The organism is Clostridium amylolyticum (assembly GCF_900142075.1).
Taxonomy (GTDB): Bacteria; Bacillota; Clostridia; order Clostridiales; family Clostridiaceae; genus Clostridium_AA; species Clostridium_AA amylolyticum.
This window is the reverse complement of record NZ_FQZO01000001.1, coordinates 898831-912413: the sequence shown is the minus strand read 5'-3', so window position 1 is coordinate 912413 and position 13583 is coordinate 898831. Positions and strand designations below refer to the sequence as shown.

Annotated in this window: 16 protein-coding genes; 11 read left to right on the top strand and 5 right to left on the bottom strand. The window is 32.5% G+C overall.

Going from position 1 to position 13583, the window contains the following annotated elements:
• Nucleotides 1-112 precede the first annotated feature (112 nt).
• The 7 genes from BUA82_RS04470 to BUA82_RS04440 all read left to right on the top strand — a co-directional run bounded on the left by BUA82_RS04470 (nucleotide 113) and on the right by BUA82_RS04440 (nucleotide 3702).
• Nucleotides 113-487, top strand: a complete 375-nt coding sequence (locus BUA82_RS04470; RefSeq protein ID WP_073005031.1) for an HIT family protein — start codon at nucleotides 113-115, stop codon at nucleotides 485-487.
• A 108-nt stretch (nucleotides 488-595) separates the two neighbouring features.
• A complete protein-coding gene (locus BUA82_RS04465; RefSeq protein ID WP_073005029.1) occupies nucleotides 596-1024 on the top strand; it encodes a 2-thiouracil desulfurase family protein in 429 nt (142 codons plus the stop codon).
• A 224-nt stretch (nucleotides 1025-1248) separates the two neighbouring features.
• A complete protein-coding gene (locus tag BUA82_RS04460; protein WP_073005027.1) occupies nucleotides 1249-2004 on the top strand; it encodes a hypothetical protein in 756 nt (251 codons plus the stop codon).
• Nucleotides 2005-2008: 4 nt separating this feature from the next.
• The gene (locus tag BUA82_RS04455; RefSeq protein ID WP_178140683.1) at nucleotides 2009-2170 is read left to right on the top strand and encodes a hypothetical protein; all 162 of its coding nucleotides are present in this window, start codon (nucleotides 2009-2011) and stop codon (nucleotides 2168-2170) included.
• Nucleotides 2171-2225: 55 nt separating this feature from the next.
• Entirely contained in the window at nucleotides 2226-2915 is a 690-nt protein-coding gene (locus BUA82_RS04450) for a YeeE/YedE thiosulfate transporter family protein (protein ID WP_073005025.1), read from the top strand.
• A gap of 13 nt (nucleotides 2916-2928) precedes the next feature.
• Complete coding sequence (locus BUA82_RS04445) at nucleotides 2929-3162, top strand: sulfurtransferase TusA family protein (RefSeq protein WP_073005023.1); 234 nt, start codon at nucleotides 2929-2931, stop codon at nucleotides 3160-3162.
• A gap of 12 nt (nucleotides 3163-3174) precedes the next feature.
• A complete protein-coding gene (locus BUA82_RS04440) occupies nucleotides 3175-3702 on the top strand; it encodes a YeeE/YedE thiosulfate transporter family protein (protein ID WP_073005021.1) in 528 nt (175 codons plus the stop codon).
• A 58-nt stretch (nucleotides 3703-3760) separates the two neighbouring features.
• Here BUA82_RS04440 and BUA82_RS04435 read toward each other — a convergent pair whose 3' ends face one another.
• Entirely contained in the window at nucleotides 3761-4651 is an 891-nt protein-coding gene (locus BUA82_RS04435) for a LysR family transcriptional regulator (RefSeq protein WP_073005018.1), read from the bottom strand.
• Between the two features lie 227 nt (nucleotides 4652-4878).
• Here BUA82_RS04435 and BUA82_RS04430 point away from each other — a divergent pair, with 227 nt between their 5' ends.
• From BUA82_RS04430 to BUA82_RS04420, 3 genes are all read left to right on the top strand, one after another.
• Nucleotides 4879-6141 carry a YeeE/YedE family protein gene (locus BUA82_RS04430; protein ID WP_073005016.1) on the top strand — a complete coding sequence of 421 codons (1263 nt, stop codon included), beginning with the start codon at nucleotides 4879-4881 and terminating at the stop codon, nucleotides 6139-6141.
• Between the two features lie 84 nt (nucleotides 6142-6225).
• On the top strand, nucleotides 6226-7923 hold the full coding sequence (locus tag BUA82_RS04425; RefSeq protein WP_073005014.1) for an FAD-dependent oxidoreductase: 1698 nt from the start codon (nucleotides 6226-6228) through the stop codon (nucleotides 7921-7923).
• 11 nt (nucleotides 7924-7934) lie between these two features.
• On the top strand, nucleotides 7935-9254 hold the full coding sequence (locus BUA82_RS04420) for an APC family permease (protein WP_073005012.1): 1320 nt from the start codon (nucleotides 7935-7937) through the stop codon (nucleotides 9252-9254).
• A 65-nt stretch (nucleotides 9255-9319) separates the two neighbouring features.
• Here the strand turns inward: BUA82_RS04420 and BUA82_RS04415 are convergent, their stop codons facing one another.
• From BUA82_RS04415 to BUA82_RS04400, 4 genes are read right to left on the bottom strand one after another with little or no spacing between them, the layout of a single operon-like run.
• Nucleotides 9320-10087, bottom strand: a complete 768-nt coding sequence (locus BUA82_RS04415; RefSeq protein ID WP_073005010.1) for a hypothetical protein — start codon at nucleotides 10085-10087, stop codon at nucleotides 9320-9322.
• Nucleotides 10081-10770 carry a hypothetical protein gene (locus tag BUA82_RS04410; protein ID WP_073005008.1) on the bottom strand — a complete coding sequence of 230 codons (690 nt, stop codon included), beginning with the start codon at nucleotides 10768-10770 and terminating at the stop codon, nucleotides 10081-10083. Before BUA82_RS04410 ends, BUA82_RS04415 begins: the two co-directional genes overlap by 7 nt.
• Nucleotides 10767-11624 carry an ABC transporter ATP-binding protein gene (locus BUA82_RS04405; protein ID WP_073005006.1) on the bottom strand — a complete coding sequence of 286 codons (858 nt, stop codon included), beginning with the start codon at nucleotides 11622-11624 and terminating at the stop codon, nucleotides 10767-10769. Before BUA82_RS04405 ends, BUA82_RS04410 begins: the two co-directional genes overlap by 4 nt.
• The gene (locus BUA82_RS04400) at nucleotides 11614-12000 is read right to left on the bottom strand and encodes a GntR family transcriptional regulator (protein ID WP_073005004.1); all 387 of its coding nucleotides are present in this window, start codon (nucleotides 11998-12000) and stop codon (nucleotides 11614-11616) included. Before BUA82_RS04400 ends, BUA82_RS04405 begins: the two co-directional genes overlap by 11 nt.
• Nucleotides 12001-12416: 416 nt before the next feature.
• Between BUA82_RS04400 and BUA82_RS04395 the strand changes: the two genes are divergently transcribed.
• Nucleotides 12417-13388 (top strand): alpha/beta fold hydrolase, encoded by a 972-nt coding sequence (locus BUA82_RS04395; RefSeq protein ID WP_073005002.1) that lies wholly within the window; start codon nucleotides 12417-12419, stop codon nucleotides 13386-13388.
• The last annotated feature ends 195 nt before the right edge of the window (nucleotides 13389-13583 follow it).

The following is a 13583-nucleotide window of genomic DNA, read 5'->3' as shown; positions in this document are numbered from 1 at the left end:
CATTTTATAAAATGCAAGAGAATTCATGAATTACCTTTTTTCTTATCTCATGAAATATTTAATCTGCATATGGTAAAATATTATCATAAATTAACATATTGGAGGTCTTACAGTGGATTGTATATTTTGTAATTATAATAAATCAGAAATTATTGCAGAAAACAAATTAGCCTATGCTGTACTAGATAAATTTCCAGTAAATGAAGGGCATTCATTAATCATTCCTAAAAGGCATTTTCAAAGCTTCTTTGAAGCTTCAGAGGAAGAGGTAAAGGCTATTTACAGCTTGCTACATGAAGTTAAGGAAATGCTTGATGTCCAATATGAACCACAAGGTTATAATGTGGGAGCAAACGTGGGGTACCACGCAGGGCAAACTATAATGCATCTTCATATACACTTAATACCTAGATATAAAAATGATGTAGATAATCCTAGAGGTGGCATAAGAAATATTAAAACGCCTTTGGTTAGCTATGATGATTAAGAAGTAGGTAAATATATAGGAAACCAACATTGCAACGGAAATTTAGCTGAAAGTGCACTAGCCCTAGTTTAAACAATAGATTCCATAATTGAAGAGGAGGAAAGTCATATGAATATTTTAGTAAGTGCCTGTCTTTTGGGTGTAAATTGTAGATTTGATGGAAAGAGTAAGTTTACTGAGCAGCTCAAAGCTTTACAAAAAAAACATAATTTAATCCCTATATGTCCAGAAGTATACGGAGGACTAAAAACTCCACGGGATCCAGCAGAGAAGGTAATGGATAAGGTTATTACTAAAAGTGGTGAAGATGTAACGGAACAGTTTCAAAAGGGTGCTGAGGAAGTGTTAAAACTAGCTAAGTTCTATGATTGCAAACTTGCCATCTTGAAGGAACGCAGCCCTTCCTGCGGTTATGGGAAAATTTATGATGGAACCTTTACTGGGACAATAGTACATGGCAATGGTGTGGCTGCGGAACTGTTAGTCCAGAATGGCATAACAGTTATAGGAGAATCAGAAATAGAAAAATTGCTGTGATATAAAAAGATGCTATGTATGATAAGCAAATATCATTTGCTGAAATAACTTAAGAAGTGAGAAAAAAGATAAAGTGAACTAGCCGAAAAATAAGTAGGCTAGTTCACTTATTTTGGCAAAGGTAAAATATGGTATAATATAATAGGGTTAAAATAAGTGGCTGGAAAACATTGAAATTTATCATGGAAAAAATCTTTTATAAGAGGTTTTACTGGGAGGTATTTATGTTAAAAAAATATAAAGAAGCAGATTTTTATTTATTGGAAGATGTTGCTCGTGGACGTTTAAGCCCGGATGGAATATCAGCATTTTTTATTCCATCTCTAGTATTTAGCGGAATTTTAACACTTGTTCTCTTAAATGGAATTAAAAATAATATTAATATTACGACCCCAATATGGCCGACTATTTTAAAAGGAAATTTCTATTTCTTTTTAATACATCTTTTAATAACAATATTTTTTTTGAAAGAAAAAAATTATATTAAATTTCAAAAGTTGCAGGTTGTATTGTTAAATATAATTATCTATTTTATATCCGTTGGATTTTATCAAGTTTTCTTCTTAGCTTGTGAGGATAAAAGAGCGCCTTCTTATATGGTTAGGTCTGGTATGATTTTATTGCTTGGAGGATTCATATTCTTGATTATTTCCACTATTAGAGCTATATATAGAGTTAAACAAGGTAAATTTCGCCGTGGTAGGGAAGGTATGTTTAATTTTAAGCAATCAAAATTATATGTAAGTTCACCATTTGTATTCGGATTAGTTATGCTTTCAGGGACTTTTGCAAGAAGTTTTTCGGGAAGTTATGATATGCGTAAAATAATACCAGGACTTATGTTTATGCTTTTACTTTGTGCTTTTGTACAATATGGAATGGCGTTAGCAATACCAGAATTCTTTCTTGTAACTTATTGTAAGTTTAGATTTAAAAGCTTTAATATGGAGCCTAGAAAAAGAATAAACAAGAAGAGGTGATGATATGATGATGAAACGTTGTCCTTTAATTTTTGATAATGTTCTTAGTGATAAAGCAACATGTAGAAGTGATGAGTGGTATGATACGGCTTTAGACTTAAGAAATGCAGTAATTAAAAATGGTTTATATGGGACAGGCCCAGTTATTTTAGTATTGAAGATATGATTTTATATTGTATAATAATAAAAGCATAAATATTATTTTTTAGAGGGATGATAATATGGAATCTAATGATATGGATTTATTGATAAAGCAGCGACATGGACAAGCGGAAAAGGAAAAGAGTCAGGTGCATTATGGGGTTATATTGATTATAATTTCATTGATGCTAACTTTAGTACTTTGGAAGAAGCATTATAATTATGCTGTATGCTTGGGAGTAGGGGTTATAATCGGTATTATTTTAAGATATTCAAGATTTTGTTTTTCAGCGGCTTTTAGAAATCCTTTTATCACTGGTAACACCAGGCTGCTAAGGGGGATGATATTAGCTATGATGGTTAGTACTGTAGGATTTGCTATAATTCAGTCCCGTTATGTGCATATAAAAGGTTTTAATTATGATAAAATCCCAGGGGCTGTAAGTTCTGTGGGAGTTCATGTGATGATAGGAGCCTTCATATTTGGCATTGGTATGGTTTTGGCCGGAGGATGTGCCTCGGGAGTACTAATGAGAATTGGAGAGGGACATGCCTTGCATTGGGTAGTTCTGGTTGGTTTTATCATTGGAACCTTATTAGGAGCAAAAGACTATTCTTTTTGGTACGAGCATTTTATTAAAAATGCAAAGACCATTTATTTCGTGGAATACTTGGATTTAAAGACAGTTGTGGTAATACAACTTATAGTGTTAGCTATTTTGTACAAAATAGCATTGTGGTATGAAAACAAAAGCTTAAAGAAATTATAATGGAGGTATTACTATGTCTGTAAGAGAATTAGATTGTTTAAGCGAGGTATGTCCTATTCCTTTGCTGAAGGCTATGAAAGAGTTAAAAACTATGAAAGCAGGAGAAATTTTAATCCTTCATTGTGATCACAGCTGTGTGGCCATTGATATAGAAAAATGGGCCTCAGACAAAAACTACCCCATAAGACTTATAGAATCAAGTGGGGGAGAATGGGAAGTGTATATTCAAAAGCCAAAAGAAAAATAGGGGAGAGTTATAATGAAGTCTATAATAAAATATCTTAAGAAACCTTGGCCCTATTGGGTAGGTGGGATTTTATTAGGAATAATGAATGTAGTTTTGCTAGCACTATTAGGCATAAGCTGGCAAATAACTAGCGGCTTTTTATTATGGGGTGTGGGAATATTACAATGGTTTGGATTTGATCCTTTTACCTTTGAGTATTTTAGTCATTTTCAATCTTACTATGAGCCTATCATTACAAAAGGTAATGTATTTATCAACCAATACACCATTTTAAATATAGCTGTAATTATAGGATCTTTAATTGCAACATTATTAGCTTCTCAATTTAAATTTAAGAAAATAAAGAGTAAAAAACAGTTTATAGCTGCGCTTCTTGGAGGAATTATGATGGGGTATGGAACTAGGCTTGCTGTGGGATGTAACATCGGAGCCTTTTTCAGCGGCATACCTTCCTTTTCCCTCCATGCCTGGATATTTGGAGTTTTTGTATTCTTAGGAGCAGGGATAGGAGTTAAGCTTGTTACTAAATTATTTTTATAAATTTTAAAAAAGTAATGTAGGGAGATATTTATTCAATATCTCCCTACATTACTTTTTATTAGCAAAAACCTCTTTTGTTAGAAATAATAAAATCTACAAATCTTTGCTCATGTTCTGTAAAGGTATATTTTTTCCTCCAAGCAACATAATAACCAAAAGAAATCCTTAAATTATCCACTTCAACAATTTGAAGGGATTGGTTTTTAAGTTCCTGATGAACTACCAGCCTAGGTAAAAAAGAAAAACCTTTTCCTGATAGGATAGAAGATTTAATAGCTTCTGGAGAATTTAAATCATAGATTACATTTAAATCTTCTATATCAATTTCTTTTTCCTTTAAAGATTTTTCGATAACATATCGAGTACCAGAACCCTGCTCCCTTAGAATTAAAGGAATGTCTTTTAAATTCTCTGTAGAAATACTTTTAGGTGAAGTTAAGCTGTTTCCCACTAAAAGAAGCTCGTCTGAAATAATGTGTTCTGTAGAAATATCATCTATCAATGGGTCATGCTGTATTATTCCGATGTTAATTGTATGTTCTTGCAGCCTTTGTATAACCTCAGTGGAGTTTATTACCTCCATATGTATGTCTACTTCTTCGTGTTTGTGCTTAAAGGTAAAAATGCTGCAGGGAAGAGCATACTCTCCTACACTTTTACAAGTGCCAATCATAAGCTTTGGTCTATCTTTATGTAAATTTGTCAAATCTCTTTTAATATTTCCTTGAATGGAAAGCAAGGTGTCTGCATAGTTAAATACCACTTTACCTTCTTCTGTCAACTCTACCCCTTTATTGCTTCGATTTAAAAGACTTACTCCCAGTTCGTTTTCTAAACTTTTAAGCTGTCCGCTGAGGCCAGGTTGGGTGAGATGAAGAATTTGGGCGGCTTTTGAAATACTATTATATTTTACTGTTATATAAAAGGATTGAAGATACTCTAGATTCATTTAGTCACACATCCTAAAAAATAGTTATATACCTATCTTATTCCACTATATATTGTACAGAACTTATGGCATTTATTCAAGTTAGGATATTTTCCGTTATGGTAAAAGAAACTGTTATGGTATATAGCATTTACTTTGTACTAAAAGGGTATAGCTTGTACTATAATAGTATTGACAAGAGATTGTTAAAAAAATCACATTTTGTGAAATCATAAAGGGGGATAACAATGAAAAAAACAGAACAAATCTTAGGTTTTATCGGAATTGTACTAGTATTATTTTTAGGAAAAACATTACTACAAACAGACGTACTGTTTTTTAGACTATTGGTGGGTTGTGGCTTTGGTTACACACTATCCAGAGCATATACAGGCTTTGCAGGTAGCGTAAACCGTGCTTTTAAAACCGGATCCACAAAACTAATGAGAACACTAATGTTCCTATTCTTTATATCTGCATTAGTGACTACAGGATTCTTATTTAAGGCAGACCCAACTAAATACGGACTATGGGTAAACCCAATCAATCTTGGACTTATAGTAGGTGGTTTGCTATTCGGTTTTGGTATGTCATTTTCTTCTTGCTGTGCTTCAGGGGTGCTTACTGACCTTATAACAGCTCTGCCTAGAGCAGGTATTACACTTATATTCTTCAGCTTAGGCGTATTCTTAGGTTTCCCAATTCAAAATACTGCAGGATGGGTTAAAAACTCTTGGTTTACCACAGCTGTGGGTACAAAAACTTCAGGTGGTGTATTCCTACCAGACTTATTCAAATGGGATGGCGTTGAAGGTTATCTAGGCGCATTAGTATTAACAGCTGTATTTTGTGGGATTGTAGTTTATTTAGCATACACTTATGAAAAGAAACGTAAAGAAAATAAAACATATACTGGTCATGGTATGGAAAAGGTTCAAGATGAAAGAGATAATTTTGATAGCAAAGACTACAAATTCTGTAGTGAAACAAACTATGATAGAATATTTGCTAAGCCTTGGACTTTAGCACAAGGTGCTGTAATTATCGCTATACTATATGCCATATTAATGGGGGTTACTAAAGAAGGATGGGGAGCTTCCACTCCTTATGGACTTTGGTTTGGTAAATTCCTTATGTTATTCGGTATGACACCAGATTCTTTAGCTGCTTTCACAAAAATGCCAGCAAAAGCTTTCGCTACACCATTCTTTTCCCATGCTGTATCAGTACAAAACTTTGGTATATTAGTGGGAACAACTATCTACCTATTAACAGCGGGTAAGTTCAAGCAAACTGTTATGTCAGAAATGCACATTACAGTAAGAGAAGTATTACTATTTGCTCTAGGTGGAATTACCATGGGATTTGGTACTAGATTTGCAAATGGATGTAACGTTGGAGCATTATATACACCAATAGCAAACCTTTCCCTTTCAGGTTGGATATTCCTAGTAGTAATGGTTATAGGTGGTAGTGTAGGGAATACCTTTGCGAAAAAGTGGTTTAAATAATAAATATTAATATAAGAAAATAAAAATATAAAATTTAGCAGTCTTTTTGACTGCTAGATTTTATTATTAGGGAGGAGTATTATTATGAGTAAAAGAATTTTAATTATTGGTGGTGTAGCTGGAGGAGCTTCAGTGGCAGCAAGGGCTAGAAGAATAGATGAAGATGCAGAAATAATCATGTTTGAGAAAGGTCCTCACGTATCTTTCTCTAACTGTGCTTTACCTTTTCATTTAAGCGGTATGGTGGAAAATGGTGATGATTTAGTTTTAATGTGTCCTGAGCAGTTTAAAAAACAGTATAAAATTGAAGCTAGAGTTAACAGTGAAGTTGTAAAGATAAAAAGAGAAGAGAAAAAAATTGTAGTTAAAAATGTACTTACTGGAGAAGAATCTGAAGAGTCCTATGATAAACTCGTTTTATCTCCAGGTGCTAACCCAATTCTTCCAAGAAGCATTGAAGGAATAACAGGATCTAACGTATTTACAGTTAGAAACGTAGTGGATATTAAAAAACTAAAAAGCTACATTGATGAGAATAAAATTGAGGACATAGCTGTAGTTGGCGGTGGATTCATAGGAGTAGAGGTAGCAGAAAACCTACGTTTAGCAGGTAAAAATGTAAGCCTTGTAGAAGCATTAGATCAAATAATGAATCCTTTTGACTATGATATGGCTCAAATACTACACAAGGAAATGATGGACCAAGGTGTTAACCTTATATTAAGCGATGGGGTAAAGAAAATAAATGAAGACTCCATAGAATTACAGTCCGGTAAAAAAGTAGCTGCTAAAGCTGTAGTAATGGCTATAGGTGTTAGCCCCGAAACTGGTCTTGCTAAAGATTGCGGCCTTGAAATTGGTGTAACTGGAGCCATCAAGGTAGACCATAATTATTTGACTAACGATAAAGACATCTATGCTGTAGGAGATGCTATTGAGGTTTATAACAGATTAACTCAAAAACCTTCTAGATTAGCTTTAGCAGGTCCTGCTCAAAGACAAGCAAGAGCAGCAGCAGATAACATGTATGGAATTCACCATAACAATAATGGAGTAATAGGATCTTCAGTGGTACAAATATTTGATCTAAATGCAGCATCCACTGGTTTAAATGAAAAGACTGCTAAAGCTGCAGGAATATCCTATGACTTTGTATATATCATTCCAGGAGATAAAGTAGGATTAATGCCAGAGAGCAATCCAATGCACTTCAAGCTAATATATGAATACCCTACAGGTAGAATACTGGGAGCCCAGGCTATAGGAAAAGGAAACGTAGATAAGAGAATAGATGTTATTGCTACCATGATTACCATGGGCGGTACTTTAGAAGATCTTAAAGAATTAGAGTTATGCTATGCTCCTTTATTTGGAACAGCTAAAGATATAGTAAATCATGCAGCCTTAGTAGCACTTAACCTATTATATGGTAAGTTTAAACAAGTTCCAGTAACTAAGGTAAGAGAATTAGTGGAAAGCGATGCATTTATCATAGATGTAAGAGAAGAGCATGAATTTGCAGCTGGACATCTTAAAAATGCAGTTAATATTCCATTAAGCCAGTTTAGAGGAAGATTGGATGAAATTCCAAAGGATAGACCTGTATACTTACACTGTCGTTCCAGCCAAAGAAGCTATAATGCAGTAATGGCACTTCAAAACATGGGGTATGACAATGTAATCAACATATCTGGTTCTTATTTAGGAATTAGCTGTTATGAATATTATCAAGATCAAGTAACAGGAAGAGAAAAGATAGTTACAGAATATAACTTTAAGTAAAGGTTGATTTTATGAGAAAAAGATTGAACAAAATAGACATATTAGCTTTAGCACTAGGGTCTATTATAGGTTGGGGTTCCTTTACTCTGCCAGGTTCAAAGTTTCTTTATGAAAGTGGTATCATTAGCACGGCCATCGGGTTTATACTTGGTGGTCTTGCTATTGTTTTTATTCAAAAAGGTTACCACATCATGATGGAGAAACATAGAGAGGATGGAGGAGAGTTCTCCTATACCTATAATAATATGGGTAAGACCAATGGTTTTATAGTAGGATGGTCCTTGACTTTATGCTATATAAGCATGGTTCCCCTAAATGCTACAGCCTTTGTATTGGTACTTAAAAAGTTATTTGGATCAAGGATTGATTTTATATATCTATATAATGTAGCTGGTTATCCGGTATATTTATCAGAGATTCTCATTGCTAGTTTAATAATTTTGTTATTTGCCTATATCAATATTAAAGGGCTTCAGCTCAGTGCTAGGGTGCAGAATATCATGATCTTACTTATGGTGGTAAATGCCATAATAGTATTTGCTTACATGTTCATGAAGACAGATCATAGCTTGATAATGAATACCTATATCTTAAACTATAGATTTCATATTGCAGAAGTGGCAAGGATCTTTGCCATAGTTCCTTTCTTGTTCGTGGGCTTTGATGTGATACCTCAAGTATCTACAGATTTGAACTTTGAAGCGCCCAAGGCTACCAGGATGGCTTTATTAGCCATATTAGCTGGAGTAATTTTTTACAATTTATTAAATATCACTACAGGTCTTGTATATACTCCAGAGAAAGCTTTGTTAGAAGAATGGGCCTTAGGTACAGCAGTGCTAGACCATATGGGATATTTAGGTTTCATTCTACTTATAATATCTTTGGCAGGAGCAGTAGCTGGTGGTATAAACGGGTTTATGCTAGGCAGCAGTAAACTCATTGGTTCTTTATCTGCTTACAGACTTATTCCTGAAAAGTATAAGAAAGAAAACCACAATGGGGTCTTTGAAAATGGTGTGAAATTTGTAGCATTAGTTAGTCTAATAGCACCTTGGTTTGGTAGAGAAGTTATTATTTATATAGTGAATATGTCTTCTTTACTAGCGGCAGTAGCATATTTTTATGTATGTTACATAGGGTTCAAGAATTCAAGAGGATTGGACAGATATGCTTCAGCAGTAGGGGCCTTTATGAGCCTTCTGTTTATAGCGTTATTGCTCATACCCGGTTCTCCTGCAATTCTAAGTGCTCCATCTATGGTATTAACCATTATATGGGCGGTGCTAGGATACTTTTATTATAAGAAATATTCAAAGATCATGAAATAAATATATAACCTTTCTATAATATATAAAGAGACTTATGTTGCATAAGTCTCTTTAATATTTTGGTTTTAATAATTTGATATAAAATTCTTTCTACAGTAGATTTTATATGCAAAAGCTATGGAAATATACCATACTAAAGCTGCCACTAAAGCCAGGATTAGTAGAATAGTGTTTGCTGAAGGCATAATGGAGAAGCTTTCAAAAAACTCTATCTTCTGCGTAGTAGGAGATATGGGCATATTTATTTTTAATATAAATAATAACCCATAGCCTAGAGCTGAAAATAGTGTAAAATAGCCTGCCCTAGTTTTCCATCTTTTTATAAAAGCTATGGAGGTACCTACAAATAATATCAATATAACTACTATAAGCATAAGAATATTAGATTTTGTTGTATTTATTATTTGATTTGTAATTTCAGGGGGAGTTTTATCTATATGGGAGGGAAAAAACATATACATTATCCCAACCAGAAGCCATACAAACGCGATGCCAAAGATATTAAGGAGTAGGTATAATATTGCTGTAAGTACTATAGAAAACAAAAACATGTTAAACACAATAAATTTTCTGCTTACAGGAACGCTTTCAAAGAACCTCTCCCCATTATTAATTATATTATTTATAAGGCATACAGTAGTAACTGGTAGGGCTATATAAAAGAATGTATTTAAACTGGCTGCTTTTCCAAAAAATAAAACATAATTCATGAAAGCCATAATAATAAATATGAAATAATAAATCATTAACTTATGCTGGTTTTTAATTTTACTGCTATTAAACAAAATTGAATTCAGTAATAACCTCTGATAGCCAAAGACTTTTTTTAACATAATATCTCCTTCTTTCTGTATAACTTATAGGAAATAAATATGGAAATAGGAGTGATTATTATGAACGTAAGCATTATTATCATTAGTATCCTGGAATAACTTGAAAGATCACCAATTCTCTTTAAAAATGGGTGAACATTATAACTAGCAAACTTGTTATTAGCTATTAAGAGTAATATTTTTAATAGTATAGTTTGAAAAAGTATTAATAATCTTCTAATGCCTAAGGACTTTATGAAAAAGGTAGGAATATAAACACTAGATATTATTAAGAATAAAAATAGTGATAATATTATACCTTTGAAGTAGCTGATAAAATTATTAAGTAGCTTTATACTGTCAAAGGAAAAGTAAGTTGTTAAATAACCTATAAGCAGTATAAAAGAAAAGGAGAATATAGTTATTAGAGTAAATAAATATATATTTAAAAGGATATAAAATCTTGAAACTGGTGGGATTTCATATAATTTTCTACTAGAATTAACTATATAGTAAATAGTGATTAAGCAATACCCTAATATAATAAATATAAACTGTCCGGCTTGTCCTCCTGGAGAAATTATAAGAGAAATAATAAAAAGCACTAGTACGTATTTTATAATGGGATGCTTAGAATCATCATAAGTTTCTCCTAAAGTAAAAGAGGCACCTAAAAGCTTTTGATAATTTATTATTTTATTCATGATCTTTTTCCTCTCATATAAAGCATTATATCTTCAATGGTAGGCCTTGTGGTTTTTATTCCTGGCAGAGTTTCTAGATTATACTTTGTATAGCTTAATCCTTCATAACCAAAAGAGGTTTCTTTTAATCCCATAAGCTGAGACTTTATTTTATCCGTCATGGTTTCTTTATCAATATGTACAATTACATGGCTATCTATTAGGCTGTCCTTTTCAGCACACATGAGAATTTTACCATTATCCATGAAGGTTATATAATCTGCTATCTTCTCTAGATCACTGGTAATATGAGTGGAAAATAATATGGATTTTTCTTCATTTTGCATATATTCTAATAAAATATCCATAAGTTCAGCTCTAGCTACTGGGTCAAGTCCAGCGGTGGGTTCATCTAATATTAATAAATCAGGATTATGGCATAGAGCCAGTACTAAACCAAATTTCATCTGCATTCCCTTTGAATAATCCATGAGTTTTTTATTAGAATCTAAATCAAATCTACCCATAAGATAATCATATTTTTTGAAGTCAAAGTCTTTGTAAAAGGGAGATAGCATACTTACTATCTTATTGGGCTTATAAGCTAAAGAGTAAATCAAAGTATCATAGACAACCCCGATTTTAGCTTTAACTATTTCTTCATTACCATACATTGAAATTCCATCAAAGAATACTTGCCCATTTTTTCTTTCATATTTTTCTAATATGGTCTTTATAAGAGTGGTTTTTCCAGCACCATTTTTCCCTATAAGCCCCATGATAGTTCCTTTTTCTATAGATAAATTAATATCTCTTAAGGAGAAGCTGCCAATGTTAGAAGATAAATTTGTAATTTCTAAAGCTTTATTTGTCATAATCTGTACCTCCATAAATCTCATTTAAAACTACTAATACTTCATCCTTACTAATACCAGTAGAATCTGTAAATTCTTTAATATCTAAAAACCTTTCTTTAAGCATATCAATATGAACTTCTTTTATTTTCTTTTTATCGATATTTGCCACAAAACATCCTTTACCTTGTAAATTTACTATTATACCCTCATTTTCTAACTCCTGATAGGCCCTTTTTACTGTTATTATTCCTACCTTTAAATCCTTTGCCATGAGTCTAATAGAAGGCAGCTGTTCTTCTGGTTTTAACTTTCCGCTTAAAACTAATTCCTTTATTTGATTTTGTATTTGCTCATATATGGGAGTTTGTGAAAGAGTGGATATTAAAATATTCAAGAACTCACCTCCTTGTCTACTGTTATTATATGATAGACACAGTAGAAGGTCAATGGGTAAAATTATTTTGTATAAGTGAATATCCTATTAGTTTATATATTAATTTTATTAACGGCAATACATGGTATAATGTTTATAAAAATGGTAAATTATTTGTCTAAGGGAGGGGGATATTGTGAAAAATAAATATTGATTATTATCTATCCTTATTATTATTACCGTTGCAGGGGCTTATTTTTTACTTTTTAATTTTTTGAAATGATTCTAATACACGATATGATCTACCTGAAAAAGGAAACAGAAATATAAAAGAATTGATTAATTCCTTAGAAAATAAAAATTGATATATTCTATTCATATGGCTTAAAATTAATGACGTTGAAGATTTACTAATAGAAGATAGAAAGGAATAAATAATGATAAAGTTTATAAGAAGGTTGTCCAAAGGTGTAGTTATATTTTTAGGTGTAATATTAATAATTCTTTTAATTAGCTTTATTAATCATAAAATTAAGTTGAACCAAGAGTCTAAATTATTTCAACCTTTAGGTAAAATAGTTGTAGTCAATGGGCACCGTATGCATGTTTATGCTGAAGGAAGGGGAAAAGCTACTTTAGTATTTATGTCAGGAGGGGGAACTAGCACTCCAACCCTGGATTTTAAGAGTTTATACTCTCGATTAAGTGATGATTATCGTATTGTAGTTGTAGAAAAATTAGGATATGGTTTTAGTGAAGTTGTTGATGCTCAGAGAGATGTAGACACTATTCTAGAAGAAACAAGACAAGCTATAAATTTAGCAGGGGAGAAAGCTCCCTATGTACTGTTTCCTCATTCTATGTCTGGAATAGAATCACTCTATTGGGCAAAGAAATATCCAGATGAAGTTAAGGGCATTGTAGGGCTGGACCCTGCAGTTCCAGAGGCATATGAAAGCTATCCCATGCCAAACAAAGCAATCATAGCCCTATCTGCATTTGCAGCTAAGATTGGGTTAACAAGATTTATTCCATCTATTTGCAATAGCTCAGCGGCTATTCAAAGCGGTTCGCTAACTGCACATGAAAAAGAAGTGTATAGAACAATATTCTATAGAAGAACAGCTACGAAAACAATGCTCAATGAGCTAGATTCTATTCAAGAAAATGCAAAAAAAGTTGATGATATGGGAATACCACAAGTTCCAATGCTATTCTTTATTTCAAATGGTAATGGTACAGGCTTTAAGGAAGATAAATGGCAACAATATTTAAAAAACTATATATCTAAAGTACCTGAAGGCCAACAAGTTTTACTTGATAGTCGGCACTATATTCATAATTATGAATACGAAACAATAGAAATTGAAAGTAAAAGGTTTATTGGCAAGCTTATGATAGCAAAATGATTAAAGTAAGTAGTTAACATAAAGGATAAATTCCTTAAACACACATTAAATATAGAAGATCAGCCTACGAAAACGTATCCTTTAAAGATAGTATAACTTATTATAAAATAGTCCCATCTAGCAATCAGATGGGGACTATTTTATAATGTTATTCATACTTGACGAAGACTATTTTACTTTGCGCTAATAGTAATC

Excerpts from the sequence above, each read along its gene's own strand:
- BUA82_RS04465 (WP_073005029.1), top strand. The coding sequence starts at position 596 with ATGAATATTTTAGTAAGTGCCTGTCTTTTGGGTGTAAATTGTAGATTT.
- BUA82_RS04460 (WP_073005027.1), top strand. The coding sequence starts at position 1,249 with ATGTTAAAAAAATATAAAGAAGCAGATTTTTATTTATTGGAAGATGTT.
- BUA82_RS04455 (WP_178140683.1), top strand. The coding sequence starts at position 2,009 with ATGATGATGAAACGTTGTCCTTTAATTTTTGATAATGTTCTTAGTGAT.
- BUA82_RS04450 (WP_073005025.1), top strand. The coding sequence starts at position 2,226 with ATGGAATCTAATGATATGGATTTATTGATAAAGCAGCGACATGGACAA.
- BUA82_RS04445 (WP_073005023.1), top strand. The coding sequence starts at position 2,929 with ATGTCTGTAAGAGAATTAGATTGTTTAAGCGAGGTATGTCCTATTCCT.
- BUA82_RS04440 (WP_073005021.1), top strand. The coding sequence starts at position 3,175 with ATGAAGTCTATAATAAAATATCTTAAGAAACCTTGGCCCTATTGGGTA.
- BUA82_RS04435 (WP_073005018.1), bottom strand. The coding sequence starts at position 4,651 with ATGAATCTAGAGTATCTTCAATCCTTTTATATAACAGTAAAATATAAT.
- BUA82_RS04430 (WP_073005016.1), top strand. The coding sequence starts at position 4,879 with ATGAAAAAAACAGAACAAATCTTAGGTTTTATCGGAATTGTACTAGTA.
- BUA82_RS04425 (WP_073005014.1), top strand. The coding sequence starts at position 6,226 with ATGAGTAAAAGAATTTTAATTATTGGTGGTGTAGCTGGAGGAGCTTCA.
- BUA82_RS04420 (WP_073005012.1), top strand. The coding sequence starts at position 7,935 with ATGAGAAAAAGATTGAACAAAATAGACATATTAGCTTTAGCACTAGGG.
- BUA82_RS04415 (WP_073005010.1), bottom strand. The coding sequence starts at position 10,087 with ATGTTAAAAAAAGTCTTTGGCTATCAGAGGTTATTACTGAATTCAATT.
- BUA82_RS04410 (WP_073005008.1), bottom strand. The coding sequence starts at position 10,770 with ATGAATAAAATAATAAATTATCAAAAGCTTTTAGGTGCCTCTTTTACT.
- BUA82_RS04405 (WP_073005006.1), bottom strand. The coding sequence starts at position 11,624 with ATGACAAATAAAGCTTTAGAAATTACAAATTTATCTTCTAACATTGGC.
- BUA82_RS04395 (WP_073005002.1), top strand. The coding sequence starts at position 12,417 with ATGATAAAGTTTATAAGAAGGTTGTCCAAAGGTGTAGTTATATTTTTA.